The organism is Dorea longicatena, assembly GCF_024168045.1.
Taxonomy (GTDB): Bacteria; Bacillota; Clostridia; order Lachnospirales; family Lachnospiraceae; genus Dorea_A.
In genome coordinates this window covers 2220066-2246702 of sequence record NZ_CP100126.1, presented here as the reverse complement: position 1 = coordinate 2246702, position 26637 = coordinate 2220066, and the positions used below count along the sequence as shown (strand labels likewise).

The 26637-nt window shown below is 41.9% G+C and carries 20 protein-coding genes; 11 read left to right on the top strand and 9 right to left on the bottom strand.

Annotation, left to right across the window (positions count from 1 at the left end):
• The first annotated feature begins 128 nt into the window (after window positions 1-128).
• Entirely contained in the window at window positions 129-2471 is a 2343-nt protein-coding gene (gene feoB, locus NKF87_RS10585; RefSeq protein ID WP_055282819.1) for a ferrous iron transport protein B, read from the top strand.
• Between the two features lie 71 nt (window positions 2472-2542).
• Here the strand turns inward: feoB and NKF87_RS10580 are convergent, their stop codons facing one another.
• From NKF87_RS10580 to NKF87_RS10550, 7 genes are all read right to left on the bottom strand, one after another.
• The gene (locus tag NKF87_RS10580; protein ID WP_117598492.1) at window positions 2543-3526 is read right to left on the bottom strand and encodes a bile acid:sodium symporter family protein; all 984 of its coding nucleotides are present in this window, start codon (window positions 3524-3526) and stop codon (window positions 2543-2545) included.
• 3 nt (window positions 3527-3529) lie between these two features.
• Window positions 3530-4369, bottom strand: a complete 840-nt coding sequence (panC, locus tag NKF87_RS10575; RefSeq protein WP_117598493.1) for a pantoate--beta-alanine ligase — start codon at window positions 4367-4369, stop codon at window positions 3530-3532.
• 105 nt (window positions 4370-4474) lie between these two features.
• Window positions 4475-4867 carry an aspartate 1-decarboxylase gene (panD, locus tag NKF87_RS10570; protein ID WP_022415072.1) on the bottom strand — a complete coding sequence of 131 codons (393 nt, stop codon included), beginning with the start codon at window positions 4865-4867 and terminating at the stop codon, window positions 4475-4477.
• Between the two features lie 262 nt (window positions 4868-5129).
• Entirely contained in the window at window positions 5130-5894 is a 765-nt protein-coding gene (locus NKF87_RS10565; RefSeq protein ID WP_117598494.1) for an acyl-CoA dehydratase activase, read from the bottom strand.
• Between the two features lie 29 nt (window positions 5895-5923).
• Complete coding sequence (locus NKF87_RS10560) at window positions 5924-6184, bottom strand: DUF3343 domain-containing protein (RefSeq protein WP_117598495.1); 261 nt, start codon at window positions 6182-6184, stop codon at window positions 5924-5926.
• Between the two features lie 19 nt (window positions 6185-6203).
• On the bottom strand, window positions 6204-7481 hold the full coding sequence (locus NKF87_RS10555; RefSeq protein WP_028086763.1) for a double-cubane-cluster-containing anaerobic reductase: 1278 nt from the start codon (window positions 7479-7481) through the stop codon (window positions 6204-6206).
• A gap of 140 nt (window positions 7482-7621) precedes the next feature.
• Entirely contained in the window at window positions 7622-8776 is a 1155-nt protein-coding gene (locus NKF87_RS10550) for an aminotransferase class V-fold PLP-dependent enzyme (RefSeq protein WP_117598496.1), read from the bottom strand.
• A 265-nt stretch (window positions 8777-9041) separates the two neighbouring features.
• On the opposite strand from NKF87_RS10550, the gene NKF87_RS10545 reads away from it, so the two are divergent.
• Complete coding sequence (locus tag NKF87_RS10545) at window positions 9042-10193, top strand: double-cubane-cluster-containing anaerobic reductase (protein ID WP_117598497.1); 1152 nt, start codon at window positions 9042-9044, stop codon at window positions 10191-10193.
• Window positions 10194-10703: 510 nt separating this feature from the next.
• Here NKF87_RS10545 and NKF87_RS14605 read toward each other — a convergent pair.
• On the bottom strand, window positions 10704-12059 hold the full coding sequence (locus NKF87_RS14605) for a DNA translocase FtsK (protein ID WP_117598498.1): 1356 nt from the start codon (window positions 12057-12059) through the stop codon (window positions 10704-10706).
• Between the two features lie 888 nt (window positions 12060-12947).
• Between NKF87_RS14605 and NKF87_RS10535 the strand changes: the two genes are divergently transcribed.
• From NKF87_RS10535 to htpG, 3 genes are all read left to right on the top strand, one after another.
• The gene (locus NKF87_RS10535; RefSeq protein WP_055282798.1) at window positions 12948-13652 is read left to right on the top strand and encodes an ABC transporter ATP-binding protein; all 705 of its coding nucleotides are present in this window, start codon (window positions 12948-12950) and stop codon (window positions 13650-13652) included.
• 16 nt (window positions 13653-13668) lie between these two features.
• Window positions 13669-16980 carry an ABC transporter permease gene (locus NKF87_RS10530; protein WP_253583567.1) on the top strand — a complete coding sequence of 1104 codons (3312 nt, stop codon included), beginning with the start codon at window positions 13669-13671 and terminating at the stop codon, window positions 16978-16980.
• Between the two features lie 207 nt (window positions 16981-17187).
• On the top strand, window positions 17188-19233 hold the full coding sequence (gene htpG / locus NKF87_RS10525) for a molecular chaperone HtpG (protein ID WP_117598500.1): 2046 nt from the start codon (window positions 17188-17190) through the stop codon (window positions 19231-19233).
• 100 nt (window positions 19234-19333) lie between these two features.
• On the opposite strand, the gene NKF87_RS10520 is transcribed toward htpG, so the two are convergent.
• On the bottom strand, window positions 19334-19813 hold the full coding sequence (locus tag NKF87_RS10520; protein WP_117598501.1) for a DUF5721 family protein: 480 nt from the start codon (window positions 19811-19813) through the stop codon (window positions 19334-19336).
• A gap of 186 nt (window positions 19814-19999) precedes the next feature.
• Between NKF87_RS10520 and NKF87_RS10515 the strand changes: the two genes are divergently transcribed.
• From NKF87_RS10515 to ligA, 6 genes are read left to right on the top strand one after another with little or no spacing between them, the layout of a single operon-like run.
• Window positions 20000-20860, top strand: coding sequence for an SGNH/GDSL hydrolase family protein (locus tag NKF87_RS10515; RefSeq protein WP_242998919.1), 861 nt, complete (start codon window positions 20000-20002; stop codon window positions 20858-20860).
• Window positions 20860-21345 carry a DUF4358 domain-containing protein gene (locus NKF87_RS10510; RefSeq protein ID WP_117598502.1) on the top strand — a complete coding sequence of 162 codons (486 nt, stop codon included), beginning with the start codon at window positions 20860-20862 and terminating at the stop codon, window positions 21343-21345. The genes NKF87_RS10515 and NKF87_RS10510 overlap by 1 nt, the downstream gene beginning before the upstream one ends.
• Before the next feature lie 18 nt (window positions 21346-21363).
• Window positions 21364-22770, top strand: coding sequence for an MBOAT family O-acyltransferase (locus tag NKF87_RS10505; RefSeq protein WP_117598503.1), 1407 nt, complete (start codon window positions 21364-21366; stop codon window positions 22768-22770).
• Window positions 22771-22778: 8 nt separating this feature from the next.
• Window positions 22779-23957, top strand: a complete 1179-nt coding sequence (locus NKF87_RS10500; RefSeq protein ID WP_253583566.1) for a DHHW family protein — start codon at window positions 22779-22781, stop codon at window positions 23955-23957.
• Window positions 23950-24696 (top strand): pseudouridine synthase, encoded by a 747-nt coding sequence (locus NKF87_RS10495; protein WP_117598505.1) that lies wholly within the window; start codon window positions 23950-23952, stop codon window positions 24694-24696. Before NKF87_RS10500 ends, NKF87_RS10495 begins: the two co-directional genes overlap by 8 nt.
• Window positions 24668-26611, top strand: coding sequence for an NAD-dependent DNA ligase LigA (ligA, locus tag NKF87_RS10490; protein WP_181978384.1), 1944 nt, complete (start codon window positions 24668-24670; stop codon window positions 26609-26611). The genes NKF87_RS10495 and ligA overlap by 29 nt, the downstream gene beginning before the upstream one ends.
• Window positions 26612-26637: the final 26 nt, after the last annotated feature.

The window sequence follows — 26637 nt, the reverse complement described above, 5'->3', positions numbered from 1 at the left end:
CCTGTCCCCGTTGTTATTGACAAAAATTATCGATAAGTCTATACTAACCTTACGAGTTGAGAAAAATTATCAGTAACAGTGGAAATAATACCACTGCCTGTAGATAAATTTGGAAGGAAGTACAGACGATGACATTAAAAGAATTACCAATCGGCAAAAGTGCAACATTGACAGTCGTAGGTGGAGAAGGTGCATTGAGACAGCATTTTCTGGATATGGGACTTATTCCGGGGGCAGACGTTACCATGGTAAAATACGCACCAATGGGTGATCCGGTGGAACTTCGTATCCATAGTTATGAACTGACACTCAGGCTTGCAGATGCGGAAAAGATAGAGATTACAGATGTCCGTGATGAGATTAAGATTAAGAATCAGATTCCGAAAGAGAAGATTGATCATCCGGGACTTGGAGAAGGTGGAAAATATCATGAAAAAGCAGATGAGAATCCACTGCCGGATGGAACAACACTGACATTTGCACTGGCAGGAAATCAGAATTGCGGAAAGACGACACTGTTCAACCAGCTGACCGGCTCTAATCAGCATGTGGGAAATTTCCCGGGAGTGACAGTTGACCGTAAAGATGGAGTGATCAAGGAACACAGTGATACCCTGGTGACAGATCTGCCGGGAATCTACTCTATGTCGCCGTATTCCAGTGAAGAGATTGTGACCAGGAACTTTGTGTTAAATGAGCATCCAAAGGGAATCATCAATATCGTGGATGCAACCAATATTGAGCGGAACCTGTATCTGACCATGCAGCTGATGGAGCTGGATATTCCTATGGTTTTGGCACTGAATATGATGGATGAGGTGCGGGACAACGGCGGTTCGATTCTGGTAAATGAGATGGAGCAGGAACTTGGAATACCGGTTATTCCAATATCGGCTGCGAAGAATGAAGGAATTGGCGAACTGATCGAGCATGCCGTGCATGTGGCAAAATATCAGGAAAGTCCGGGGAGACAGGATTTCTGTGATGCAGATGACCATGGCGGGGCAGTACACAGATGCCTGCACGGGATCATGCATCTGATCGAGGATCATGCAAAGAAGGCAGACATTCCGGTAAGATTTGCGGCATGCAAACTGGCAGAAGGGGATGAACTGATCCTGGAACAGCTCAAGCTGGATGAGAATGAAAAACAGCTTCTGGAGCATATTGTAAAGCAGATGGAACAGGAACGTGGACTTGACCGGTCCGCAGCAATTGCAGATATGCGTTTTACATTTATTGAGAAGATCTGTGATGCTACGGTTGTGAAGCCGAAAGAAAGCAAGGAACATCTGCGAAGTGCGAAGATGGATAAGATCCTGACGGGAAAATATACAGCTATTCCATGCTTTGTTGCAATTATGGCGGCTGTATTCTGGCTGACATTTAATGTGATCGGAGCTGCGTTGTCGAATCTGCTGGATATGGGAATCTCTGCACTTACGAATCTGGTAGATGGTGCGTTGACATCCTGGAATGTCAATTCCGTTATTCATTCGCTGGTAATCGATGGAATCTTTAACGGTGTGGGAAGTGTGTTAAGTTTCCTTCCGGTTATCGTTACCTTATTCTTTTTCCTGTCCATTCTGGAAGACAGCGGATATATGGCAAGAGTTGCATTTGTGATGGATAAATTACTCCGTAAGATCGGACTTTCCGGACGGAGTATCGTACCGATGCTGGTAGGATTCGGATGTACGGTTCCCGGTGTTATGGCGAGCAGGACACTGCCTTCGGAGAGAGACCGTAAGATGACGATCCTTCTGACACCATTTATGAGCTGCTCGGCGAAACTCCCGATTTATGCATTTTTTACGGCAGCATTTTTCCCAAAACAAGGAGCAGTAGTGATGGTAGCGTTATATTTTGGTGGAATACTGATGGGAATCCTGATGGCGCTGCTTTTAAGAGGAACGATGTTCAAAGGTGAAGCCGTACCGTTTGTCATGGAACTTCCGAATTACCGTATGCCGGGAGCAAAGAATGTAGGGCAGCTTCTGTGGGAAAAAGCAAAGGACTTTTTGCAGAGAGCATTTACCGTAATCTTCTTTGCAACAATTATCATCTGGTTCCTGCAGACATTTAACTTACACATGAATGTGGTAGCAGATTCCAAGGACAGTATCCTGGCAGTTGTGGCAGGAATCATTGCACCGGTATTCCTTCCGCTTGGTTTCGGAAACTGGAAGATTTCTACTGCACTGATCACAGGATTTATGGCAAAGGAAAGTGTGGTATCTACGCTTTCGGTACTCTTTGGAAGTACGGCAGAACTGACGGGAGCAATTACGCCGGTGGCAGCAGCAAGCCTTTTGGTCTTCTGTCTGTTGTATACACCATGTGTTGCGGCTATTGCATCAATCAAGAGAGAACTTGGCGCAAAATGGGCGGCATATGTGGTGCTGGGACAATGTATGGTTGCGTGGATCGCAGCATTTATCGTGCATCTGATTGGTACGTTGGTAATGTAAAGAGGCATAAAAAAACCTCCTGTGGATGGAATTAGATATGTTCCATTCACAGGAGGTTTTTGCTGTATATATTAAATTACATGCTCTGCTTTTGCTATTTGTTCCTTTATCTTATACCTTCCGCTGCGCCGGAGACTTGCGAATAAAGAGCCTGAAATATTGTGCCATACACTGAAGATTGCTCCAGGCAGTGTGGCAAATGGGTTTGCAGCAAAGTTTGCGGTGGCGAGTGTGATAGCAAGACCGCTGTTCTGCATACCGACTTCAATCGCAAGGGCAGTTGCTTTGTCATATTCCACATGGAAGATGCGTCCGGCAAGTAATCCAAGTCCCATACCTGCAAGATTATGTAAGATAACGATACAGAGTACGAGGAATCCGGATGTCATGATTTTTTCCGCATTTACTGCGACGATTCCGCTGATGATCATGACGATGGATACAACGGAGATCAGCGGAAGGATGCCGGATAATTTCTCAATATGTCTGCCGATCAGTCTACGGAGAAGGATACCCAGAAGAACCGGGATCAGTACGACTTTTACAACCGAGATCACCATCCCGGGAAAAGATACCTGAACCCATGCGCCGGCAAGTAGATATACCAAAAGCGGCGTCATAACCGGTGCTGCCAGAGTTGAAGTGATTGTCATGCCAACAGAAAGTGCAACATCACCACCTGCGATATAAGTAATCACATTGCTGGCAGTTCCGCCGGGGCAGCATCCGACCAGGATGACACCAAGTGCGATATCCGATGGCAGATGAAGGAGGACCGAGAGTCCCCATGCGATCAGCGGCATAATCGTATATTGTGCGACAAATCCGATAATGATCTCTTTGGGTCTGGTAAATACCACTTTAAAATCTCCGATATGAATAGTCAGTCCCATGCCGAACATGGCAACGCCGAGAAAGATCGAAGTATAGTTTGTAGTCCATGCAAATCCATCACGCCAGAAGAAGGCAATGACAGAAAAGCAGATAATAATCATTCCAATATATTTGGTAAGAACAGAGCTGAGCCGTGATAATGCATTTGTAACATGCTCCATATCTTATACCTCGTAACTGAAATTGTCGATGAGTCGTGTCTTTCCGATGTAAACGGCCATAGCAACCAGGACATCAGCATTTACGGAGTCAACAGGCTGCATGCTGAGTGCATCGACCATGGATACGTAATCAATACGTGCCAGCGGTTCACTGTTTATGATTTCACACATTGGTTCTAATACTTCAGATGCGGCAATACCATTCCGGATCAGTTCCTGACCTTTCTTTACAGCTTTTGAAAGGCAGAGGGCAGCTTTGCGTTCTTCGCAGCTTAAGTATGTATTACGGGAAGATTTGGCAAGTCCGTCTTCTTCACGTACAATCGGGCATCCGACAATCTGGATATCAAAGTTCAGATCCAGAACCATTTTGCGGATGATAGCAAGCTGCTGTGCATCTTTCTGTCCAAAGTAAGCACGGTCCGGTTTTACGATGTTAAATAACTTTGATACAACGGTACACACTCCTTTGAAATGGATCGGACGCGTCTTGCCGCACAGCGTATCAGATAAAGTATCGATACTGACAAATGCGTGTGGATCATGATACATTTCCGCCGGTGACGGACAGAAGATCAGATCTGCTCCGATGCTTTCACAAAGTGCACTGTCGCGGTCAAAGTCTCTTGGATAAGCTTCCAGATCTTCATTCGGTCCAAACTGTGTCGGATTGACGAAATCAGATACAACAACGATATCATTTTCCTCGCGGCAGCGACGGATCAGACTGGCATGCCCCTCATGTAGATATCCCATAGTAGGGACAAGACCGATGGTCTTACCTTCTTTTTTCCAGTTATTTACGAGTTCTCTTGTTTTTTCAATTGTGTTAGTTACCTGCATTGGTATTCTCCTTTATTCGTTATAATTCGGAGAGTTCTCTTCTGAATACACTGTGATCTCAGGTGGTTTCATGCAAAAAATACGTTATTATAATTGAGTATCTTTTTATTCCATGTCTTTTAATAGTCCGTGACGTTCATAATTGGTCACGCGGCTTACCTTGTTCTCCTCATCTACGAATACAACCGCAGGTTTGTGTTCTTTTGCTTCATCCGGCGTATACTGTCCGTAAGCCATGATGATGATCTTATCTCCGGTACTGACACATCTTGCAGCAGCTCCGTTTAAGCAGATCATTCCACTGCCACGCTGTCCGCTGATGGTGTACGTTTCGAAACGGCTTCCGTTGTTTACATCAACGATCTGGACTTTCTCATATTCGAGAATTCCAGCAGCCTCCAGTAATGCTTCATCCACCGTAATGCTTCCTACATAATCAAGTTCTGCCTGAATGACAGTAGCGCGGTGGATCTTTCCTTTTAATAATTCAAGTGTCATCTCATATATCCTTTCCTTTTAAGGAAAAAAATCAGCCAGAATACATCTGGTCCTGAGTCTTATTTCCTAAAAATATAAGCTCATTTTTGTTGAAAATTATGAGATTCCAGTGCTTCAGTTCTGAGTATGGTTCTGTCAGGGACAGATACCGTCTCCGTTGTTCATTATAAAAAGGCAGAAAAGGTATGTCAATCTATGTATACAAAAAAAACCAGAACCGGATTTTCTGAAATCATAAATCCGGTTCTGCGTTATTTTTGTATTATCTTTTTTTCTTTTCCTTTGCAAGGAGTGCGGCACCAAGTGCACCCGCATATCTTCCGTGTTCGGTAGGTGATACAGTCTGTCCAAGTTTCTGTGAGAGAATCTTTGTAAAATAGGTGCTGTTACTGAGTCCTCCTGTCAGGATCACTTTCTCCGGCAGGTTTTTCTTCATGGCAAGCTGAGCCACCTTGTTTGCAACTGAATCTACAACACCGGCTGCGATATCTTCCCGCTTCTGTCCCTCACCGATATAGTTGATGACCTCAGATTCGGCAAATACCGTACACAGGGAACTGATCGGAAGAACAGTTCCTTTATCCGCCATATCAAACAGTTCCTGCAGCGTAACGCCCAGGCGATTTGCCATAATCTCCAGGAATTTACCGGTTCCGGCAGAGCACTTATCATTCATCTGGAAGTCCTGCACCATACCGCCGGACACCAGGATGATCTTGGTATCCTGTCCGCCGACATCGATAATTGCACATTCATCACCGGCCATCTCACGGCCGCCTCTTGCATGGCAGGTAATCTCTGTGATAACATGATCAGCAAAATCTACGGCAACACGGCCATATCCGGTTGCGACAACTTTCGAATCGTCCGATAACACATCAATACCATCTTCTAATAAACGGTCTTTGATCGTCTGGCAGGTTTCTTTGCTGCTCCATCCGGTCGGCAGTACAAAATGTAGATCGTGATCTCCTTTTACAGCAACTTTGGATGCGGTAGATCCGATATCAATTCCAATATAATTCATAAATTCTTTCCTCGCTTAACACTAATTTTTTAACAATATCTGTCCCGCCGTGGATTAATATCCCGTTCAATGGCGGCAATTTTCAAGATCTCAATATGATTCTCGTCGATGAATTTCCGGATCGCTTCCAGATCCTCTTCTCTGACGAGCAGTGAGATGCCGCAGCACTTACTGGCTGCGCGCGGCGTAGGAGCGATGGTGGCCTTGATACCGGCTTCTTTTAATATCCCATACAGACGCATCCCGTTGTCATGGTTGGGAAATAATACATAATGCTGTATCTTTTGCATGATCTGTTACCTCGGTTACTTATTTATTATCTAACATTTCGATAAATGCACTGATTCTGGTACGAAGCTGTCCGGCATCGCTGTCAGTGTAATCAGTTTCGATTCCAAGAACAGGGATTCCGGCTTCTTTCATTGCTTTCTCTACGGAATATCCCTCGGTATCATACAGGTTACAGAACTTAAGGTTCACATCAATGATACCATCAACTTTGTATTCTTTTGCAAGACGTAAGATGTCATCGATACGTCCTTCATTCGGTGTAAAGCATGCACAATTGATCTTCATGTATCTTTCGGCCAGAGCCATGTACTGGTCTTCCAGGGTTGTCTTGCTTTCATCAACAAGATTTTCGAAATATCTGGTTCCTGTACACATCTCTTCACAGACGATCGCTGCTCCGCTGGTCTCTACAATATTATGAAGCTTCCAGTTTGGAATTGCAAGAGGAGTTCCGGTCAGCATGATACGTTTGGTTCCGGCAGGGACAACACTCACACCGTCTTTCACTCTCTGATCCAGCTCGTCGCATAACTTATTTGTCATCTGTGTAAATCTTGCAGGATCATCATAGAATGCAATCTGAGAGATCAGAAGCACATCACATCCGCTGATCGGAAGATTCTCATTCTTACGCAGGTTGTAAAGACGTTCCAGGGCTTTTCGTTTATTATTAATTAATGTAATGCTTTCTGCCAGTTTTTCAGCAGTTACTTCATTTCCGGTAAATTTTTCCACGACATTCTTAAATGTCTCGATTTCTTCTGCCCAGGCCCGGATATCTTTGGCACGCTTCATTTGTGGAAGATCCATGACATGTAACGGTACATCTTTAGAAAGAATCTCCCATGCTTTCTTCTTACCATCGCAGGTTGTCTCCCCAATGAACATATCTGCGATACGGAAGAATGGACAGGTACGGTCAAGACGTGCACCGACAGATGCCTTGATCAGTGGACAGGTATTGGCAGGCAGGACTTTCTCTCCGCCAGGAACCCAGAACTGGGATCCGCCACATAATCCGGTAGCAATGGCATCTGCTGCGAATACGATTTCATCCGGTACATATACACAGAATGTACCGAATACCTTCCCGCCTTTTTTCTGATGTTCGATCAGTTCCGCAGGACGGATACCATGAATATCGGCAACCACCATATTATAATAGTCCATAGAATCTGGACGGTTTTCCTGTGATAAAAATACATCCCCGAATGCCTGCGGCAGTACTGCGCAGAGCTGGTCATGCAGGTCTACATCCATCCCAAGTTCTTCCCACATTTTACGATAATCAGCCATTTTAAAATACCTCCTTATAGTGTAATTGATCCGATGTTATCGATAAAATAACCGTAACACGTTTGGAAGGTCAGGGCAATGCATACCGGAGGAATTGGTTATAGATAATTCACAAGTTCGATAAGATATATTTGTAAATTCTATACTGAGAATAATTCTCGCAACCCGTCGATGCAGCAGTCAATTTCTTCTGTGGTATTGAAGTGGCTGAAGGCAAAACGGATGGTTCCATGTGGCATGGTATGCAGGGCCTGATGTGCCATCGGAGCACAATGAAGACCGACTCTTGTCATGATCCCGTAATCCTGTTCCAGGGAAAATGCAATCTCGGCATTATCATACTCCGGAAAATCAAGAGAGACGACAGCAAGCCGGTTCTGAATCGTCTGTTTTCCCGCAATATGTGCCTGTGGGATTTCCTGTATTCTTTTAAGAAAATATCCGGTCAGTTCCATTTTCTTCTGATGGATAGCCGGAATGCCTGCTTCTTCCAGATAAGTCAGGGCAGCGTGAAGTCCGATGATACCCGGAAGATTCATGGTACCGCTTTCGTACTTGTCCGGGAGATAGTCCGGCATAAGGAGTGAATCCGACTGGCTTCCGGTTCCGCCTGCGATCAGAGGCGTCAGTTCATGATCCAGTGCTTCCGATATCAGAAAGCCGCCGATACCCTGGGGACCAAGCAGACCCTTGTGTCCGGTAAAAGCAAGAAAATCAATATTACATTCCTGCATATCGATATCGACAGAACCGGCACTCTGTGCAGTGTCTACGGCAAAGAACAGATGATGACGCCGGCAGATATCACCAATCTCCCGGATCGGCAGAATGGTTCCGCATACATTGGAAGCATGAAGCATGATGACTGCTTTTGTCTCCGGGCGGATCAGTGCTTCGACAGATTCCGGTTGCGTTGTACCATCTGTTTCAGCAGGGATCATCGTGTAATGAATGTCCTGTGAAGCAAGCTGGCAGAGCGGACGCATCACGGCATTATGTTCCAGGCTGCTGACCAGTACGTGATCTCCGGGTCTCAGGAGACCTTTGATCAGATAATTCAGGGAATAAGTGATTCCCGGTGTGAATATGACATGTCTGGAATCCGGTGCATGAAAAAGTCTGGCGAGCTGCATACGTGTGAGAAGCACCAGACTTTCCAGCTCATACGCACCTTCATAATTTCCCCGGTTGATATTGAAGGCGCCGGATTCTAAAAGTTCTGACATAGAAGAGGCAACTTGGGGTGCTTTCGGCCAGGATGTGCTGCCATTGTCAAAATATATTTTTGGATTCATATCGAAAACCTCCATAAGACATTATATAGTTCGTGTAGCATTTATCGATATTGTAACAGATTACCGGATGGAAAATACAGAGGATTATCAAAAATAATATAGCTTTGTACGTTATCATAGAGAAAACAAATGATGATTATAGATAAAAATGATAGAATGAACCGATTTATTAATATTTCCTATTAGGTAAAATGAAGTGTGAGTGGTATGATAGTCTTATGAAAAATTTATCAAAAAATCAGGAAAAATACGGAGGAATTTTAATATGGAGTTAATTAAAGAACTGCCGGAAGTGTTCGAAGAATTTGCCGAGCAGCGTCAGAAATCATTTATGGCAATGAAAGGATTAAAGGATCAGGGAGTTCCGGTTGTCGGAGCATATTGTACTTATTTTCCGGCAGAGATCGCAAGAGCAATGGGAGCAGTTACGGTAGGCTTATGTTCTGTATCCGATGAGACCATTCCGGATGCAGAGAAAGACCTGCCAAAGAACTTATGTCCATTGATCAAATCAAGCTATGGATTTGCCAAGACTGATAAATGTCCATTCTTCTATTTCTCAGATGTAGTTGTTGGGGAGACAACCTGTGACGGAAAGAAGAAAATGTATGAGTATATGTCAGATTTCAAAGATGTATTTGTGATGGAACTGCCAAATACACAGAGTGAGATGGCATTACAGCTGTGGAAGAGTGAGCTGATCCGTTTCAAAAAATATCTGGAAAAGAAATTCGACGTAGAGATTACAGATGAAGCTGTATTAGAGGCTGTAAAAGAAGAAAATAAAGTAAGAAAAGCTATGAAAGAGCTGTATCACGTTATGACACTTGACCCTGCACCGATCAAAGGCGGTGACCTGTTCAAAGTATTATACGGAAGCGGATTCAAGTTTGACCGTAAAGCAATTCCGGCAGAGATCGAAGCAATGAGAGAGAAGATTGAAAAAGAATATGAAGAAGGAAAGAGACTTGATAAGATGCCTCGTATTCTGATCACCGGATGCCCGATCGGAGGAGCAACCGAGAAAGTGATCCGTGCAGTAGAAGACAATGGTGGAGTTGTAGTAGCGTTCGAGAATTGCAACGGAGCAAAATCTTTCGATAAATTAGTTGACGAAGAGAATTCGGATGTATATGATGCACTGGCAAGACGTTATCTGAATATCGGATGTTCCGTTATGACACCGAATCCAAACAGACTGGATCTCCTTGACCGCCTGATCGATGAATTCAAGGTAGACGGAGTTGTAGAGATGACACTTCAGGCCTGTCATACATATAATGTTGAGTCACTCTCTATCCGCAAATTTGTAAATGAGAAGAAAGGAATCCCGTATATCAATGTAGAGACAGACTACTCACAGGCTGATATCGGACAGCTGAATACCCGTATTGCGGCATTTATAGAGATGCTGTAGGGCAGAGCTAGATCCACTCATTGAAAGCTGACCACCGTAGCGCAATTGGGATTTAATTTATTAACTGGGGAAGCGGCCTCTCAGTCCTTGAAGGAAACAATAGATAAGGCTTCTTGTTCAGGTTCCATACCATAAGAAACACTAAGAGAGCCAGAATCACCTAAAAGCAAAGGAACTACGCTCAAACTCGGCGTTCGCCTCAAACACGTTCGCTTCGTTCCTTTAACGGTGCTTCTGACTCTCTAACTGTTTCTAATGGCATTCCACATTCACAATAATCCTTATCTATTGTTTCCTTCAAGTCGTGACTGGCAGCGGATATTAATAAATGAAATGCCCGGAAGTGTAACCTTCCGCTTGCCAGAACCTTTAAGCACTTAACCCTTTAGAATTGACTCTCCGATAGAACTTGAGCAGGAACATTTTTTTCAAGCTTTATTTCGGTTCTAACACCACAGGCTTCTGAATTAAATACACCACACTATATATCAAAAAAAATCCTACCACTGATTACTCATCAGTGGTGGGATTTTTATCGTCTTTTTTCTTTATGAACTGATGGATTGGAAGTAACATTCCAATATAGCCCTTTTTATACATAACATTCATCAATGACTTCATTCCAATCATACTTTCGACAGTATTTTGAACTGAAATTATGTCAGTTATACGGGTTCCGTGCATCGGTTTTAGCTTCAAAATAACATATTGATTCGTACATAACGTTTCATCTATTATAACCATTAATCCAAATTCGTTATATACATGTAAAACTTTATCAGATACTTCCTTGATTTCTTCGTTTGATACCATTCCACTTATAACAGAATCATTTGCTAGGTTATCAAAACGTTTTTCATTATACTTTACATTTCCGCCAGTAATATTGTTTGTATAATTCTGCTCCTTGTCAAGCTCACAATTTGCTACACATAAAGCAGCAAATTCATCAGAAAACTTTTGTATATTCTCGTTTTCTACTTTTTCACCTGTTCGAAAAGTTGTATTTGAAAAAATCGCATCTATATCTTCTAATGATACAAGAATTTTTCTTGGCATAGTTCCATATTCAGGACCGACAATTCCCATTTCTCCCAGTTGATTTATAATACGATCTGCGCGGTTAAAACCAATTTTAAAATTTCTTTGCAACATACCAATAGATGCTTTTTCTTTGCTAATAATTAGTTCTGCCGCTTCCTTTAAGTAATAATCTGGATTTTCAATAGTTACTTTTGATTTCTTTTCAGATTTTTTCTCATTCTCGGCTGGATTACAACAATTAATTGTCGGATTTGAAGAGCTTTCTAGTATTTCGTCAACACTCGTATTTTCAACCTTTGAATTGTATAGTTCAGATACGCTTTGGCTTTCTTTTACTTTTGCAACAGTATTAGTGTGCTGAGAATTTTCTTGTTCATATTTTCCGTTTGCAACAAAATGATATGTATTGTCATTTACAATTGTCTGATCTGTATTCTTATTATGTTCTCTATTGATAAAAAACGAAAATAAATAAGAAAGACCTCCCCAAACTGCAATATTAACTATCAAAAGTCCTATATTTCCAAATGCTCCGTTTATGATTACCAGCCTGTTCCATTCAGCAATAACTCTGATTGGTTGAACTATTGCCAGCACACCAAAGAATATTTTGCCTATTGTGAACCATATAATTTTAAGTTCTTCTTTTGAATGCTTCGGAGAAGATGTTTTGACTCTTTTTGGGGGAATATTACGTTTCATTTCTCTTTTTTGTTTTCTTAACTCTTTCTTACGCTTCTTTGTACGCTTCTTTTGTATTTTCCGATTATACAAAGTTCTCGACAACGTACGTTTTATGTAGTGATACTGACTCGGACGCATTTTAACATCTCCTTATCAACACAATCTTTTAATATGTTTACATAGTGCACTATCTTTCTAATACCTTCATTAATTTGTATCTTTAAACCCATCCGAATCGTCCCTATAACAATCGCACTCCTTAATCTTCAACATACTTTTTTGGACATATTATTATCCTTCACATACATGAAACATAAGTTATTGCTTATGCTTTTTATACCACAATGTAATCTTTTCTATACTTTTGATAACCATCCGTTTTTTCGTACAAAGAATTCAAAATCACATTATCTTCTACAGATATGTCGCTAATGTCACACCCTATCAAAATAGCTAGGCTATTAACTATTTATATGATTTTTATGTCAAATGTCAATATTTTGGCTACCAACATGGACATTGTTCTGATTTATAGTAATACTATAGATATTATATGTATCATTATAAAAAAATCACAATACTTGTCAAGACATCTTAAATGCACATTTTTCATAAAAACAAACAATTGCGTAACCGTAGTGGCTTCCGCCGGGTTACACTTCCGGGCATTTTATTTATTAACATTCGCTGTCAGTCACGACTTGAAGGAAACAATAGATAAGGATTATTGTGAATGTGGAATGCCGTTAGAAACAGTTAGAGAGTCAGAAGCACCGTTAAAGGAACGAAGCGAACGTGTTTGAGGCGAACGCCGAGTTTGAGCGTAGTTCCTTTGCTTTTAGGTGATTCTGACTCTCTTAGTGTTTCTTATGGTATGGAACCTGAACAAGAAGCCTTATCTATTGTTTCCTTCAAGGACTGAGAGGCCGCTTCCCAGTTAATAAATTAAATCCCAATTAAATTCCAAATAAAGTAGAAAAGATGATATAATTATAATACAAATATGCCCACACGGAGGAAACGTATATGAGTGAATTTGTGACCTTAAAAGATGTCAGGAAGATATATAAGATGGGGGAAGTTGAGATCATGGCAGCAGCCGGAATCGACTTTGAGATTAAGAAAGGGGAATTCGCAGTTGTAGTCGGACCCAGTGGTGCAGGAAAGACAACGGTGCTGAATATTCTTGGGGGAATGGACACCGCTACGTCGGGACAGGTGCTGGTTGACGGTCAGGACATTGCAACGTATTCGACGAAGCAGTTGACGGCATACAGAAGAGATGATATCGGATTTGTCTTTCAGTTTTATAACCTGATTCCGAATCTGACAGCACTGGAGAATGTAGAACTGGCACTTCAGATATGTAAGGATCCAATGGATGCACAGGAAGTTTTGGAAGAAGTTGGACTGGGAGAAAGACTGGATAATTTTCCGGCGCAGTTGTCGGGAGGGGAACAGCAGAGAGTGTCGATCGCAAGAGCACTGGCAAAGAATCCGAAGCTGTTACTCTGCGATGAACCGACCGGTGCACTGGATTATAATACGGGAAAATCCATTTTGAAATTATTACAGGATACCTGCCGGAACAGTGGAATGACGGTGATTCTGATCACACATAATTCGGCAATTGCGCCAATGGCAGACCGGGTGATCAAGATTAAAAACGGCCGGGTGGATAAGATCATACAGAATCCGCAACCAGTTCCGGTTGAGACCATAGAATGGTAAAAGGCAGGGACGGCAGATGGCAAAAAAGATAACGCGTAAGAATTTTTACATGGAGATCCGCCGCAGTTTCGGACGTTTTATTTCTATTCTTTTTATTGTTGCGCTGGGAGTAGCGTTCTTTTCCGGCATCCGGGCATCCGAGCCATCTATGAAGATTACCGGAGATGCGTATTTTGATAAGTCAGACCTGATGGATATCAAGGCAGTCAGTACACTCGGAATTACGGAAGATGATGTGAAGGCAGTCAGAAATGTAAAAGGAGTTGGAAAGGCAGAAGGAGCCTATAGTGCAGATTTCCTGAATATAAAAAATAAGAAGCAATATGTACTCCACGTGATGTCACGGATGGAAGATATAAATAAGATTACGGTCAGTGAAGGCCGTATGCCGGAAAAAGTGGGAGAATGTCTGGTGGATGATCAGATGAAGTATAAAGTCGGAGAGACGATCAGGCTTAAGTCCGGGACGGATGACAAGGTGACGGATACCCTGAAGGTGGATGAACTAAAGGTTGTCGGAAAAGGGAATTCACCGTGTTACATAGCATTGAATCGCGGAAGTACAACAATCGGAACAGGTATAGTCAGCGGATTTGTAGTAGTACCGGAGAAAACATTTCATCTGGATGTATATACGGAAATGTATGTGCAGGTGCAGGACGCAAAAGATCTGACTGCATATACCGGTGCATATAAACAGAAAGTAAAGACAGTCAAAAAACGGTTGGAAGCAATTACAGAAGAAAGAGGAAAGATCCGTAAGGAAGAACTTTTGGATAAAGCGAATACAAAGCTTGAAAAGGCGCAGAAAAAGCTAGATGACGGAAAAGCAGAATCAGAGCAGAAACTTTCAGATGCGGAAAGGCAGATTACAGACGGAGAGACGCAGATTTCACAGGCAAAGGAAACACTCGTAAGCGGGAAGTCGCAGATGGAAGATGCGAGGAAGAAGATCTGGGCGAAGCAGCAGGAATTGGATGCGGCAAAGAAAACATATCAAAATGGTCTTCAACAACTGGAGCAGGGAAAAAAGCAGTATGAACAGGGAAAAGCAGCTTATGATGCACAGTATGCAGAAGCACAGGAACAGATCCAGACAGGAGAACAGGGGCTGGCCGTATACAGAGCAGAACTTGACCAGGGATGGGATGGATATCAGACACTTCTGAAGAACATAGAGGCATTAAAAGCACAGGTGTCCGGAGAAACAGAACAGGATCAGGAATTGACGCAGAAGATCCGGGAGTTGGAAGCACAGGCACAGGAAACAAAGCAGACGCTGGATGCGAAAGAACAGGATTACCAGACAAAGAAGAACGAACTGGATGCTGTAAAACAGCAGCTTACGAATGCAAAAGCAGAGCTGGATCAGGCAAAAGCGCAGCTGGATGCAAGTGAAACAAAGCTTAGCAGTGCAGTGGCAAGTATAGAGTCCGGGCAGAAACAGTTAGATGCAGGGAAAGCAGAACTGGAAGCACAGGAGCAGACGCTGAAAAAAGGAGAGGCAGAAATTGCGGAAAATGAAGCAAAACTTGCCGATGCCAGAAAAGAATATGAAGACGGAAAGAAGACATCGGAAGCAGAAATTGCAAAAGGCGAGAAAAAGCTTGCTGATGCCGGTAAGCAGATCAGTCAGATCAAGAATCCAAAATGGTATGTATATGATAGAAGTACACTGATAGAATATGATGGATTCGGAGAAAATGCGGATCGTATGCGTGCGATCGGAAAAGTATTTCCGGTTATGTTTTTCCTTGTTGCGGCATTGATTAGTCTGACCGGTATGACACGTATGGTAGAGGAACAGAGAATAGAGATAGGAACTATGAAGGCTTTGGGATACGGGAATTTTTCCATTGCATCGAAATATCTGGGGTATGCATTCCTTGCAACGGCAGGAGGAAGTGTCCTTGGAGTACTGGTGGGAGAGAAAATCCTTCCGTACATTATTATCTATGCATATGAGATCATGTATCCGCATATTCCGAAGATATACGTACCATACCACATGAGTTATGCTGTGATGGCATCCGCTGCCTCGATCGCATGTACTATGGGAGCAACGCTTGCATCCTGCTATAAGGAACTTGCAGCGGAACCGGCAGTGCTGATGCGGCCGCCGGCACCAAAAAAAGGGCGGAGAGTATTTCTGGAAAGAATAGGATTCATCTGGAAACGTATGAGTTTTACATGGAAATCCACGATCAGGAATCTGATGCGTTATAAAAAGCGTTTCTTTATGACCGTATTCGGAATCGGCGGTTGTATGGCGCTGATGCTGGTCGGATATGGAGTGAGGGATTCTGTATATGAGATCGCAGATATTCAGTATGAAGAGATTCAGCTGTATGATGGACATATATTCTATAAAGATGATGTGACAAAGACAGAGAAAGAAGAGTTAAAGGAGTATCTGAAAACAGATTCAGATATTCAGAGTTATATGGAGGCAGATATGCGGAGTGTGACCGCATCCGGAGGCGGTAAAAAACTCAGCGTGTACCAGTGCATATTAGGAAATCCAGAAATTGCAGAAAAGTATGTGGATTTTCATGACAGGAAGACGAAAGAATCGTATTCACTCACCGGTGATGGAGTAATTGTCAGTGAAAAGACGGCGAAACTTCTGAATGTAAAAGAAGGGGATACCATCAAAGTGAAGAAGGGAACGGAGAAGAGTGTCACTGTAAAGATTGCGCATATCTGTGAAAATTACATGGGACATTATATCTATTTTACACCGCAGTATTACAAGAAGGTATCAGGAAAGACGGTGAAATATAATTGTATCATGTTCCGGGCGAAGAACGGATATTCGGAGGACCAGGTGAAAAAGGCGGGAGAAAAGATCCTGTCAAAAGATCAGGTACTGACAATCTCATACCTGCTTGATATCAGAGATCAGCTGGATGATATGCTGGCCAGCCTGAATCTGGTGATCATTGTACTGATCGTCTCAGCCGGAATGTTGGCATTTGTGGTACTTTATAATCTAAACAGCATTAATATCACAGAACGCCAGAGAGAACTTGCGACTTTGAAAGTACTTGGATTCTATGATACGGAAGTAGCAGAATATGTATTCCGTGAAAATATCCTGCTGACGTTGATCGGATCCGTGGCAGGTGTTGTATTCGGTAAGATTCTGCATCTGTTTGTAATTCAGACAGTAGAAGTGGATGCGGCAATGTTTGGCCGGAGTATTTATCTGAAGAGTTATATCTACAGTTTTTTATTTACGATAGGGTTCTCATTGTTCGTAAACTGGGTAATGTATTTTAAACTGAAAAAGATTGACATGGTAGAATCATTGAAAAGTATAGAGTAAAGTTTATAAACGGTTTATAAATTTCACAGAATTGTTAGCACTCTTTTTGAAAGAGTGCTAATTTTCTATTGACTTTTAAAATAAGCAGTATTATCATATCACTTAGATGAAAAAATGTAGCAAAAAGGTGTCTGCCGACAGAAGAAGCAGTACCTTTTGTCACTAATATGATAGAAATATAAAAAGTAGAAATAGGAGTGATTTACAATGGCAGCAAAGAAAGGTAGTTTGTCAATCAGCAGTGAAAACATTTTCCCGATTATTAAAAAATGGGTATATTCCGATCACGATATTTTCGCACGTGAGTTGGTATCCAACGGATGTGATGCAATCACAAAACTGAAGAAACTGGATATGATGGGTGAATACCAGTTGCCGGATGATTATAAACCGGCGATCAAAGTTGAAGTCAATCCAGAAGAAAAGACTCTGAAATTTACAGATAATGGTCTTGGAATGACAGCCGATGAAGTAGAAGAATACATTACACAGATCGCATTTTCCGGAGCAACACAGTTCCTTGAAAAATATAAAGATAAGACAACAGAGGATGATATGATCGGACACTTCGGTCTTGGATTCTATTCTGCATTCATGGTAGCTGACGAAGTACATATCGATACCCTTTCCTATAAGGAAGGGGCAAAGCCGGTACACTGGGTAAGCAACGGCGGAACAGAGTATGAGATGGAAGAAGGCAGCAAACAGGAAGTCGGATCCACTATGACACTGTATCTGAATGAGGACAGTCTGGAGTTTGCAAATGAATACAGAATGAGAGAAGTTCTGGAAAAATATTGTTCCTTTATGCCGGTAGAAATCTTCCTTTCCAAGGCAAATGCAGAACCGGAATATGAGACCATTGATGAAGCTGATCTGAAAGATGACGATGAAGTGATCGAACATATTCACGAAGATGCCAAGATGGAAGAAAAAGAGAATGAAAACGGCGAAAAAGAGATGGTAGAGACGGAACCTGCCAAAGAAAAAGTAAAGATTAAAAAGCGTCCGGTTTCATTAAGTGATATTCATCCACTGTGGACAAAGCATCCGAATGAATGCAGTGACGAGGATTACCTGAACTTCTATCGCAAAGTATTTATGGATTACAAAGAGCCGTTGTTCTGGATTCATCTGAATATGGATTATCCATTTAACTTAAAGGGAATCCTGTACTTCCCAAGAATCAACACAGAGTATGATTCTATTGAAGGAACGATCAAATTATATAATAACCAGGTATTTATCGCAGATAATATCAAAGAAGTTATTCCGGAATATCTGATGGTATTAAAGGGAGTGATCGACTGTCCGGATCTTCCGTTGAACGTATCGCGTAGTGCACTGCAGAATGATGGATTCGTCAATAAGATATCGGAGTACATTTCCAAGAAAGTTGCAGATAAGCTTTCCGGAATGTGTAAGACAAAGAGAGAAGATTATGAGAAATACTGGGATAACATCAGTCCGTTCATCAAGTTCGGATGCCTGAAAGATGAAAAATTCTGTGACAAGATGAAAGATGCGGTTCTGTTTAAGAATCTGGATCACAAATATCTGACATTGAAAGATTGCATCGAGGCAAATGGAGGAACAGTGGAAGATCAGAATGCCAAGACAGATGATCAGAATACTGAGAACAAAGAAGAGGATAAGACAGTTATTTATTATGTGACGGACGAGATCCAGCAGAGCCAGTACATCAACATGTTCAAGAACCAGGGCATGGATGCGGTAATCTTAGGACACAACATTGATTCGCCGTTTATCACACAGTTAGAGCAGCGTAATCAGAATATCAAGTTCCAGAGAATCGACGCCGATGTAACAGCAGGTGCAAAGGAAGAAGTTGCCGAAGAAGAGAAAGAAGCATTCCAGAAGAAATCTGACAGTCTGGTAGAGATTTTCCGCAAAGAGCTTGGAAAAGAGAATCTGGATGTTAAAATCGAGAAACTGAAAGATGAAAATGTTGCTTCTATGATGACGTTATCCGAAGAAAACCGTCGTATGCAGGAAATGATGAAAATGTATGGCATGAACGGAATGGATATGGGTACAACAAGTACACTGATCCTGAATGCAAATCATCCGCTGGTTCAGTATGTAGTTGAACATAAAGACAGTGAGAACACAAGTATTATCTGCAAACAGTTATATGATCTGGCAATGCTGGCACATAAGCCGCTCAGTCCGGAAGAGATGACTGCGTTTGTGAAGAGAAGTAATGAGATCATGATGCTGCTTACAAAGTAAAGATTTGAAGTTAAGATTGGCGGAATGAAAAATAAGAGCCGTGTGGCTGTGGAAGGGAAATCCATGGCGGCACGGCTCTGTTTATATCGGAAGCTGCAGATCAGTAGTCACCTTCAATGGATCTGGATTTTAAAATGTTTTTTACTTCCTGATCCCATTCTCTTTCGATGGATTTGTCCATGGTGAAAGTGTTCAGAGAAGTTCCGGTGATACATTGTAAGTGATGTCCATCGTAGTGGAAGTTCAGGTACAGACCCCGGATCTCTTCCGGGCGGTATCCGGTGAGACCGTGGGCGGTCAGAAAGTGCGGGATCTGATCTTCCGGAAGCGCAAGGACAATCTTGAATCCCAATGGAGTGCGTTTACCGCGGATGATCTGGAAGCAGAAGTCTCGGATTTTATTCCAGCGGGAGTAGGTTTCTTCAGGTTTTTCATCAAAGAAGTCTTCCTGGAGAAAGCCGCTGATGGTAAATTTGTTGAAGGTCGTGATCTCGCCTTCTATGAAAGAAAAGTTGTCGAAAGTGTCTTTTAAGAGCAGATGCGACATGCAATTTTTGGCTGATAACTGGTATACATTCATAAGGAAAACCTCCTGTTAATCTATATGATCATTTTCCACTTTCAAGTATAATGAAATGTATTCAACATTATAGCACAAAAGACGACAGAAAAGAGGATATAAATTGACATTCAAAAAGAAAAACAGTAAAATAAATTGGATATACATATTTAGGATCAACAGAGAAACGAAAGAGGAGAAGATTTCGTGGATATAGAGAGTAAAACTTCAATTTATGAAGAAAAAGAAGAGACTCAGGAGGTGAATCCTGAGGAGCAGAAAAGTGAAATAAAAAGTGAGAAAGAAAAAGAAAAAGACCGGGTACTTCAGACTGCAGTGATCGTTGCGGTTGCTATTCTGGTGATTGGCGGGATTACGGTGGCGCGCAGGCTCAGTAATCCACAGAAGGATACAAAGAAGGGCACAGAGATCCTGAAGACGATGGATGAGATGGATGTGTCTAAGGTAGATAAAAAGATTAAGGAGTTAGAAACGCAGGAACGTGAGGCAGAACAGGATGCAGAAGAACAGCCGGCAAGCGAAAAATTTGCAGATTGTCTGGTCCTGGGGGATTCCATCACACAGGGATTGTACGAATATGGTGTGCTGGATCAGGCAAATGTACAGGCAGACCGTGGAGCCGGTGTGTCGGCGGGGGATAATGAAAAACTGGCAGATCATATTGCCAGGGCAAAAGAGATGAAACCGTCAGTATTATTCCTTTCTTACGGGATGAATGATGTCGGAGCGCAGAATGGAGATGCGGATGGATTCATAAAAGCATACAGGCCGGTGATCAGAGATCTGAAAAAATCACTGCCGGATACGAAAATATATGTTAACAGTATACTTCCGACAGCGCAGATTGCAATTGATCAGAATTCTGTCTATGCAAAAATTCCGGAGTTCAATCAGAAATTAAAAAAATTATGTGAAAAAGAGAAAGTAACATTTATTGATAATACAGAGCTGGTGAAACAGGAGTATTATGCCGGTGATGGAATCCATATGTCAACCGGTTATTATAAAGCATGGGTAAATCATATGGCGGAGGTTGCAGAATTATAATGAAAAACGGAAAATTAGACAGGATTAACCTGTTAAAATATTTGATGGTAGTCCTCCTGATCATTTATGTAGTATTTCTTGTGACCCAGGAAGGGGATAATACCGTATCCGTAGACACGATTGAAAAGAATATCACAAAAGCCGTAAAATTAGAAGGAATGAAAAAAGGCACAACACAGGATCTGAAAAAATATTACAGTCTGAATGCCAATGATTATGAAGGAATCAGTCTGTATATTCCGGATGACGTTATGAGTGTGAATGAAATACTCGTAATAAAGGTAAAAAACGAAAGTCAGATCGAGACGGTTGAAAAGGCAGTGGAAATTCGTGTAAATACACAGGAAAAGAATTTTGAAGGTTATGGTGTAGAACAAACAAAGCTGATACATGCTGCAATTATTGAGACCAGAGGACGTTATGTGCTGCTGGCAGTTTCAAAGGATGCAGACCGTATCGATGCGGCATTTAAGAAGAGTATTTAATAAAAAGGAATTAGAGAGATGTTATTTAGCAGTATTGTTTTTTTATTTACATTTTTGCCGGCTGTGGTGATCTTATATTATTTGTTGCCGGTAAGATTCCGAAATGTGATCTTATTGCTGGCGAGTCTGGTGTTTTATGCATGGGGGGAACCGGTATATCTATTTCTGATGCTACTGTCCATATTGTTTAATTATTTCAGTGGACTGGATATTGCAAGGAATCTGCAGGATAAGAGAGCTGCAAAGCGGAGCCTGGTTTTTAACCTTATCATTAATCTGGCAGTACTTGGATTTTTTAAGTATGAAGGGTTTGTATTGGACACATTGAACGGGATACTTCCGGTACATATTTCTTATCATGCACTGCCGCTTCCGATTGGAATATCCTTTTATACATTCCAGATATTATCCTATATCATTGATGTATATCGGGGAAATGTAAAAGTGCAGACGAATCTTCCTAATTTTGCATTATATGTAACGATGTTTCCGCAGCTTATTGCGGGACCGATCGTGCAATATGCAGATGTAGATGAACAGCTTGCGTCCAGAGAAGTCTCAAGGACAAAATTCGGAGAAGGAAGCATGTATTTTATCCGGGGACTTGCGAAGAAAGTATTACTGGCGAATACCTCAGGGATGATTTTTACAGAGGTAAGCGGACTTGCGAAAGGTAATATAGCCGTGATGACGGCGTGGCTTGGAGCTTTTGCATATATGTTCCAGATTTATTTTGATTTCAGTGGATATTCGGATATGGCGATCGGACTCGGTAAGATGTTTGGATTTGAATTCAATATGAACTTTAACTATCCATATGTGTCTAAGAGTATTACGGAGTTCTGGCGCAGATGGCATATTTCGCTGAGCAGCTGGTTCAGGGATTATGTGTATATTCCATTGGGAGGAAACAGGGTATCGAAGATCAAACACATCAGGAATCTTCTGATTGTATGGTTTCTGACCGGATTATGGCATGGAGCTGCATGGAATTTCGTGGCATGGGGACTCTATTATGGGGTGATCCTGATCATTGAAAAATATCTCCTGTCGCCGGTACTGGACAGACTTCCGGATGTAGTCCGTCATATTTACAGTATTGTTCTGGTTGTGATCGGCTGGGTATTGTTTTTCAGCTCTTCATTCGGACAGGCAGCAGATTATATCAGAGTGATGTTTGGTGCAGGTGCACATGGCTTTGCAGACAGAGAGAGTATGTATCTTCTTACAAGCAACCTGATCCTGTGGCTGATCCTGATATTTGGCTCTACGCCGCTGGTTCATTTCAGATACGAGCATATGTTAAGAACAAAAAAATGGAATACAACAATCATTAACAGTGTGGTATATGTTGCGTTGTTTATTGTCTGTATTGCATATCTGGTAACGGAGACCTATAATCCGTTCCTGTATTTCAGATTCTAGGAGCAAAGATGAGACAGTCGAGAAAGAAATGGGAAAGAAAAAGAGAAGAACAGAGAAATAAAGTAATTGCATTGCTGTTTATTGTAATGATGGTTATCTTCTGCGTGGTAAATATTGCAACTGCTGACAGGGGATTTTCGGCAAAAGAAAACCGGGCACTGGAACAGAGACCGAAGCTTACGATTTCCGGTATTGAAAGCGGAAGATGGATGAAACAGTATGAATCTTATGTATCGGATCAGTTTGCAGGAAGAGATTTCTGGGTAGCTTTAAAGAGCCGTATTGATCTGATCGCAGGAAAACGTAAGGCAAATGGTGTATTTAAAGGAAAGGATCATTATCTGTTAGAGGATATAGCCAGACCGGATGAAGAACAATTGAAAGCAAATCTGGATGCAATGAAAAAGTTTCAGGAGACATATAAAGATATCCCGATGTATATGATGCTGGTACCGAATGCTGCAAATATCGAGTCGGACAAACTTCCGTATTGTGCAGTGACAGAAGATCAGGATAAACAGTTTCAGAAAATAAAGGCTTCGCTTGGGACAGCTTTTCAGTGGGTAAATGTAGAAGATACATTGAAAAAGCACAGAGCAGAAGAGATATATTACCATACGGATCATCACTGGACGACGCTTGGTGCTTACTATGGATATCAGGCGCTGGCTGCGGCTATGAAACTGGATACATCGAAAGCACCGGCTATGAAATCCTATGCAGTGACGAATTCATTTAACGGAACCTTATCGGCGACAAACGGATATGAAACAGACTATAATGAGCCGATCTATATATACGCACCGGATGATCTGAAAACAGCACCACAGGTAGTTGTAAATAATGTGAATGAAAAAAAGAAAACAGCAACGTTATACGATACATCCAAGTTGAAAGAAAAGGATAAATATGCATTATTTCTTGGCGGTAATTATCCCGTCCTGGATATCAGAACGACGGCAGATACAACAGACAGACTGTTGCTTGTAAAAGATTCCTATGCGAATAGTGTAATTCCGTTTCTGACGGCATATTACAGAGAAATCATAGTGGTTGATCCAAGATATTATTATGATGATATCAGAGAAGTTATGAAGAAAAATAAGATCACAAGTGTTCTGTTCCTGTATAACGGTAATACATTTGTGCAGGATAACAGTATCAGCGGGGTATTGCAGAATGATTAGACTGAACAAGTATTTAAGCGAAGCCGGTGTCTGTTCCAGAAGGGAGGCAGACAGGCTGATCGAGTCGGGAATTGTGACTGTGGATGGAAAGACAGCAGCTCCCGGCATGAAAGTAGAAGACGGACAGGAGATCCGTGTCGGAAAAAAAGTGGTCAAAAGCAAAACGGAAAAAACGGTCCTGGCAGTGTACAAACCTGCCGGGATTGTTTGTACAGAAGACAAAAGGGAGAAAAAGAACATCATCCGGTTCCTCAATTATCCGGTACGCATCACTTATGCAGGAAGACTGGATAAAGATTCGGAAGGGCTTCTGATCATGACAAATGATGGAGATCTGATCAACGGCATGATGCGCGCAAGATATGCACATGAGAAAGAATATAAGGTCAGAGTAAACAAAGAAGTTACTCCGGAATTCATTGAGAAGATGAGCCGGGGAGTACACATCAGAGACAAAGAAAAGAATCTGGATGCGGTGACCAGACCCTGTACAGTAAAAAAGACCGGGAAATATACATTTTCCATTATTCTGACACAGGGATTGAACAGACAGATACGGCGCATGTGCGAAGCACTCGGATATAAGGTGGATGTGTTAAAAAGGATACGGATCATGAACGTGGAACTTGGAGATCTGAAACCGGGACAGGTAAGAGAATTAACAGAACAGGAGTTAAAGGAATTATATGGGACAGTCAAAGAACGAGAGAATGCTGGAATTAGTAGAACTTCTGAATAAAGCATCCAGATCTTATTATCAGGATGCGCAGGAGATCATGAGCAACTACGAATATGACAGATTGTATGATGAACTGCAGAATCTGGAAAAAGAACTGGGAATTACATTGTCAAACAGTCCGACGGTAAATGTCGGATATGAAGTTGTCAGTGAACTCCCAAAAGAAAGGCATGAAAGCCCGATGCTCTCACTGGATAAGACGAAAGAAGTAGAAGAACTTAAGAACTTCGTTGGCAGTCAGAAAGTATTGATGTCCTGGAAGATGGACGGATTGACGATCGTGCTGACTTATCGTGACGGAAAGCTTTATAAAGCGGTCACACGCGGTAACGGAGAAGTCGGTGAAGTGGTTACAAACAATGCGAAGGTATTCAAGAATGTACCGGTGCAGATCGCTTACCAGGGGGAATTGATTTTAAGAGGAGAAGCGGTGATCGGATATCATGACTTCGAGAAGATCAATGAAGAGATTGAAGATGTAGATGCAAAATATAAAAATCCAAGAAACTTATGCAGTGGTTCAGTCAGACAGCTCAATAACCAGATCACGGCAAAGAGAAATGTTATGTTCTATGCATTCACGTTAGTGCAGGCAAATGGAGTTGATTTTCAGAATTCCAGAGCTTGTCAGATGGAATGGCTGAAAGCACAGGGATTCACGACGGTAGAATATCATATGGTGACCAGAGATACAGTAGAAGATGAAGTTGCTAAATTTTCGTCAGAGATTAGTAAAAATGATTTTCCTTCTGACGGACTTGTGCTATCATATGATGATATAGCGTATGGAAGATCGTTGGGAAGAACAGCAAAATTCCCGAGAGATTCTTACGCATTCAAATGGCAGGATGAGATCAGGGAAACGATTCTGCGTGAAATCGAATGGAGTCCGTCAAGGACAGGACTGATCAATCCGGTTGCAATCTTTGATCCGGTGGAGTTGGAAGGAACGACGGTCAGCCGTGCAAGTGTTCACAATATCAGCATTATGGAAGAACTGGAACTTGGCATCGGAGATAAGATCGAAGTTTATAAGGCAAATATGATCATTCCGCAGATTGCAGAGAATCTAACAAGAAGCGGTGTGAAAGATATTCCGGAAAGATGTCCGGTCTGTCAGGGTGAGACGAAGATCAGACAGGTAGGAAATGCGAAAGCATTATACTGTATGAATCCGGAATGCCAGGCAAAGCATGTGAAGGCATTTGCATTATTCGTAAGCAGAGATGCACTTAATATAGAAGGATTGTCGGAAGCAACACTGGAAAAATTCATTTCCAGAGGATATATCCATACATTTGCCGATATCTTCCATCTGGATCAGTACAAAGACGAGATTCGGGGAATGGAAGGATTTGGAGAAAAATCGTACAGGAAACTGATCGAAAGTGTGGAAAAAGCAAGAACAACCACGCTGCCAAGAGTCGTCTATTCACTGGGAATCGCAGGGATCGGACTTGCCAATGCAAAGGTTATCTGCAGAGAGTTGAAATATGATGTAGAAGCCCTTTTGAGGGTTACAGAAGAGGAATTAAATGAGATCCAGGGCGTGGGAGAAGTTCTGGCAAAGGCATTCACCGGATATTTTTCAGATGCAAAGCATGTGGAGAATTTCAGAAAGCTTTTAGAAGAGTTGACAATCCCGGAAGAGACATCAACAAAGAAACAGATTTTTGAAGGTGTCAATTTTGTGATCACCGGAAGCGTAACACATTTTGCAAACCGCGGTGAAGTGAAGGAATTGATTGAAAGTCTGGGAGGAAAGGTGACAGGATCGGTAACGTCCAAAACGAATTACTTGATCAACAATGATGTAACCAGCACATCTTCCAAAAATAAGAAAGCAAATGAACTGGGGATCCCGATTATTTCCGAAGAGACATTTTTGGAATTGGTAAATCAGGAAGAATCATAGAACCAGGATAAAACAGAGTGAAAGAT

Excerpts from the sequence above, each read along its gene's own strand:
- feoB (WP_055282819.1), top strand. The coding sequence starts at position 129 with ATGACATTAAAAGAATTACCAATCGGCAAAAGTGCAACATTGACAGTC.
- NKF87_RS10580 (WP_117598492.1), bottom strand. The coding sequence starts at position 3,526 with ATGGAGCATGTTACAAATGCATTATCACGGCTCAGCTCTGTTCTTACC.
- panC (WP_117598493.1), bottom strand. The coding sequence starts at position 4,369 with ATGCAGGTAACTAACACAATTGAAAAAACAAGAGAACTCGTAAATAAC.
- panD (WP_022415072.1), bottom strand. The coding sequence starts at position 4,867 with ATGACACTTGAATTATTAAAAGGAAAGATCCACCGCGCTACTGTCATT.
- NKF87_RS10565 (WP_117598494.1), bottom strand. The coding sequence starts at position 5,894 with ATGAATTATATTGGAATTGATATCGGATCTACCGCATCCAAAGTTGCT.
- NKF87_RS10560 (WP_117598495.1), bottom strand. The coding sequence starts at position 6,184 with ATGCAAAAGATACAGCATTATGTATTATTTCCCAACCATGACAACGGG.
- NKF87_RS10555 (WP_028086763.1), bottom strand. The coding sequence starts at position 7,481 with ATGGCTGATTATCGTAAAATGTGGGAAGAACTTGGGATGGATGTAGAC.
- NKF87_RS10550 (WP_117598496.1), bottom strand. The coding sequence starts at position 8,776 with ATGAATCCAAAAATATATTTTGACAATGGCAGCACATCCTGGCCGAAA.
- NKF87_RS10545 (WP_117598497.1), top strand. The coding sequence starts at position 9,042 with ATGGAGTTAATTAAAGAACTGCCGGAAGTGTTCGAAGAATTTGCCGAG.
- NKF87_RS14605 (WP_117598498.1), bottom strand. The coding sequence starts at position 12,059 with ATGCGTCCGAGTCAGTATCACTACATAAAACGTACGTTGTCGAGAACT.
- NKF87_RS10535 (WP_055282798.1), top strand. The coding sequence starts at position 12,948 with ATGAGTGAATTTGTGACCTTAAAAGATGTCAGGAAGATATATAAGATG.
- NKF87_RS10530 (WP_253583567.1), top strand. The coding sequence starts at position 13,669 with ATGGCAAAAAAGATAACGCGTAAGAATTTTTACATGGAGATCCGCCGC.
- htpG (WP_117598500.1), top strand. The coding sequence starts at position 17,188 with ATGGCAGCAAAGAAAGGTAGTTTGTCAATCAGCAGTGAAAACATTTTC.
- NKF87_RS10520 (WP_117598501.1), bottom strand. The coding sequence starts at position 19,813 with ATGAATGTATACCAGTTATCAGCCAAAAATTGCATGTCGCATCTGCTC.
- NKF87_RS10510 (WP_117598502.1), top strand. The coding sequence starts at position 20,860 with ATGAAAAACGGAAAATTAGACAGGATTAACCTGTTAAAATATTTGATG.
- NKF87_RS10505 (WP_117598503.1), top strand. The coding sequence starts at position 21,364 with ATGTTATTTAGCAGTATTGTTTTTTTATTTACATTTTTGCCGGCTGTG.
- NKF87_RS10500 (WP_253583566.1), top strand. The coding sequence starts at position 22,779 with ATGAGACAGTCGAGAAAGAAATGGGAAAGAAAAAGAGAAGAACAGAGA.
- NKF87_RS10495 (WP_117598505.1), top strand. The coding sequence starts at position 23,950 with ATGATTAGACTGAACAAGTATTTAAGCGAAGCCGGTGTCTGTTCCAGA.
- ligA (WP_181978384.1), top strand. The coding sequence starts at position 24,668 with ATGCTGGAATTAGTAGAACTTCTGAATAAAGCATCCAGATCTTATTAT.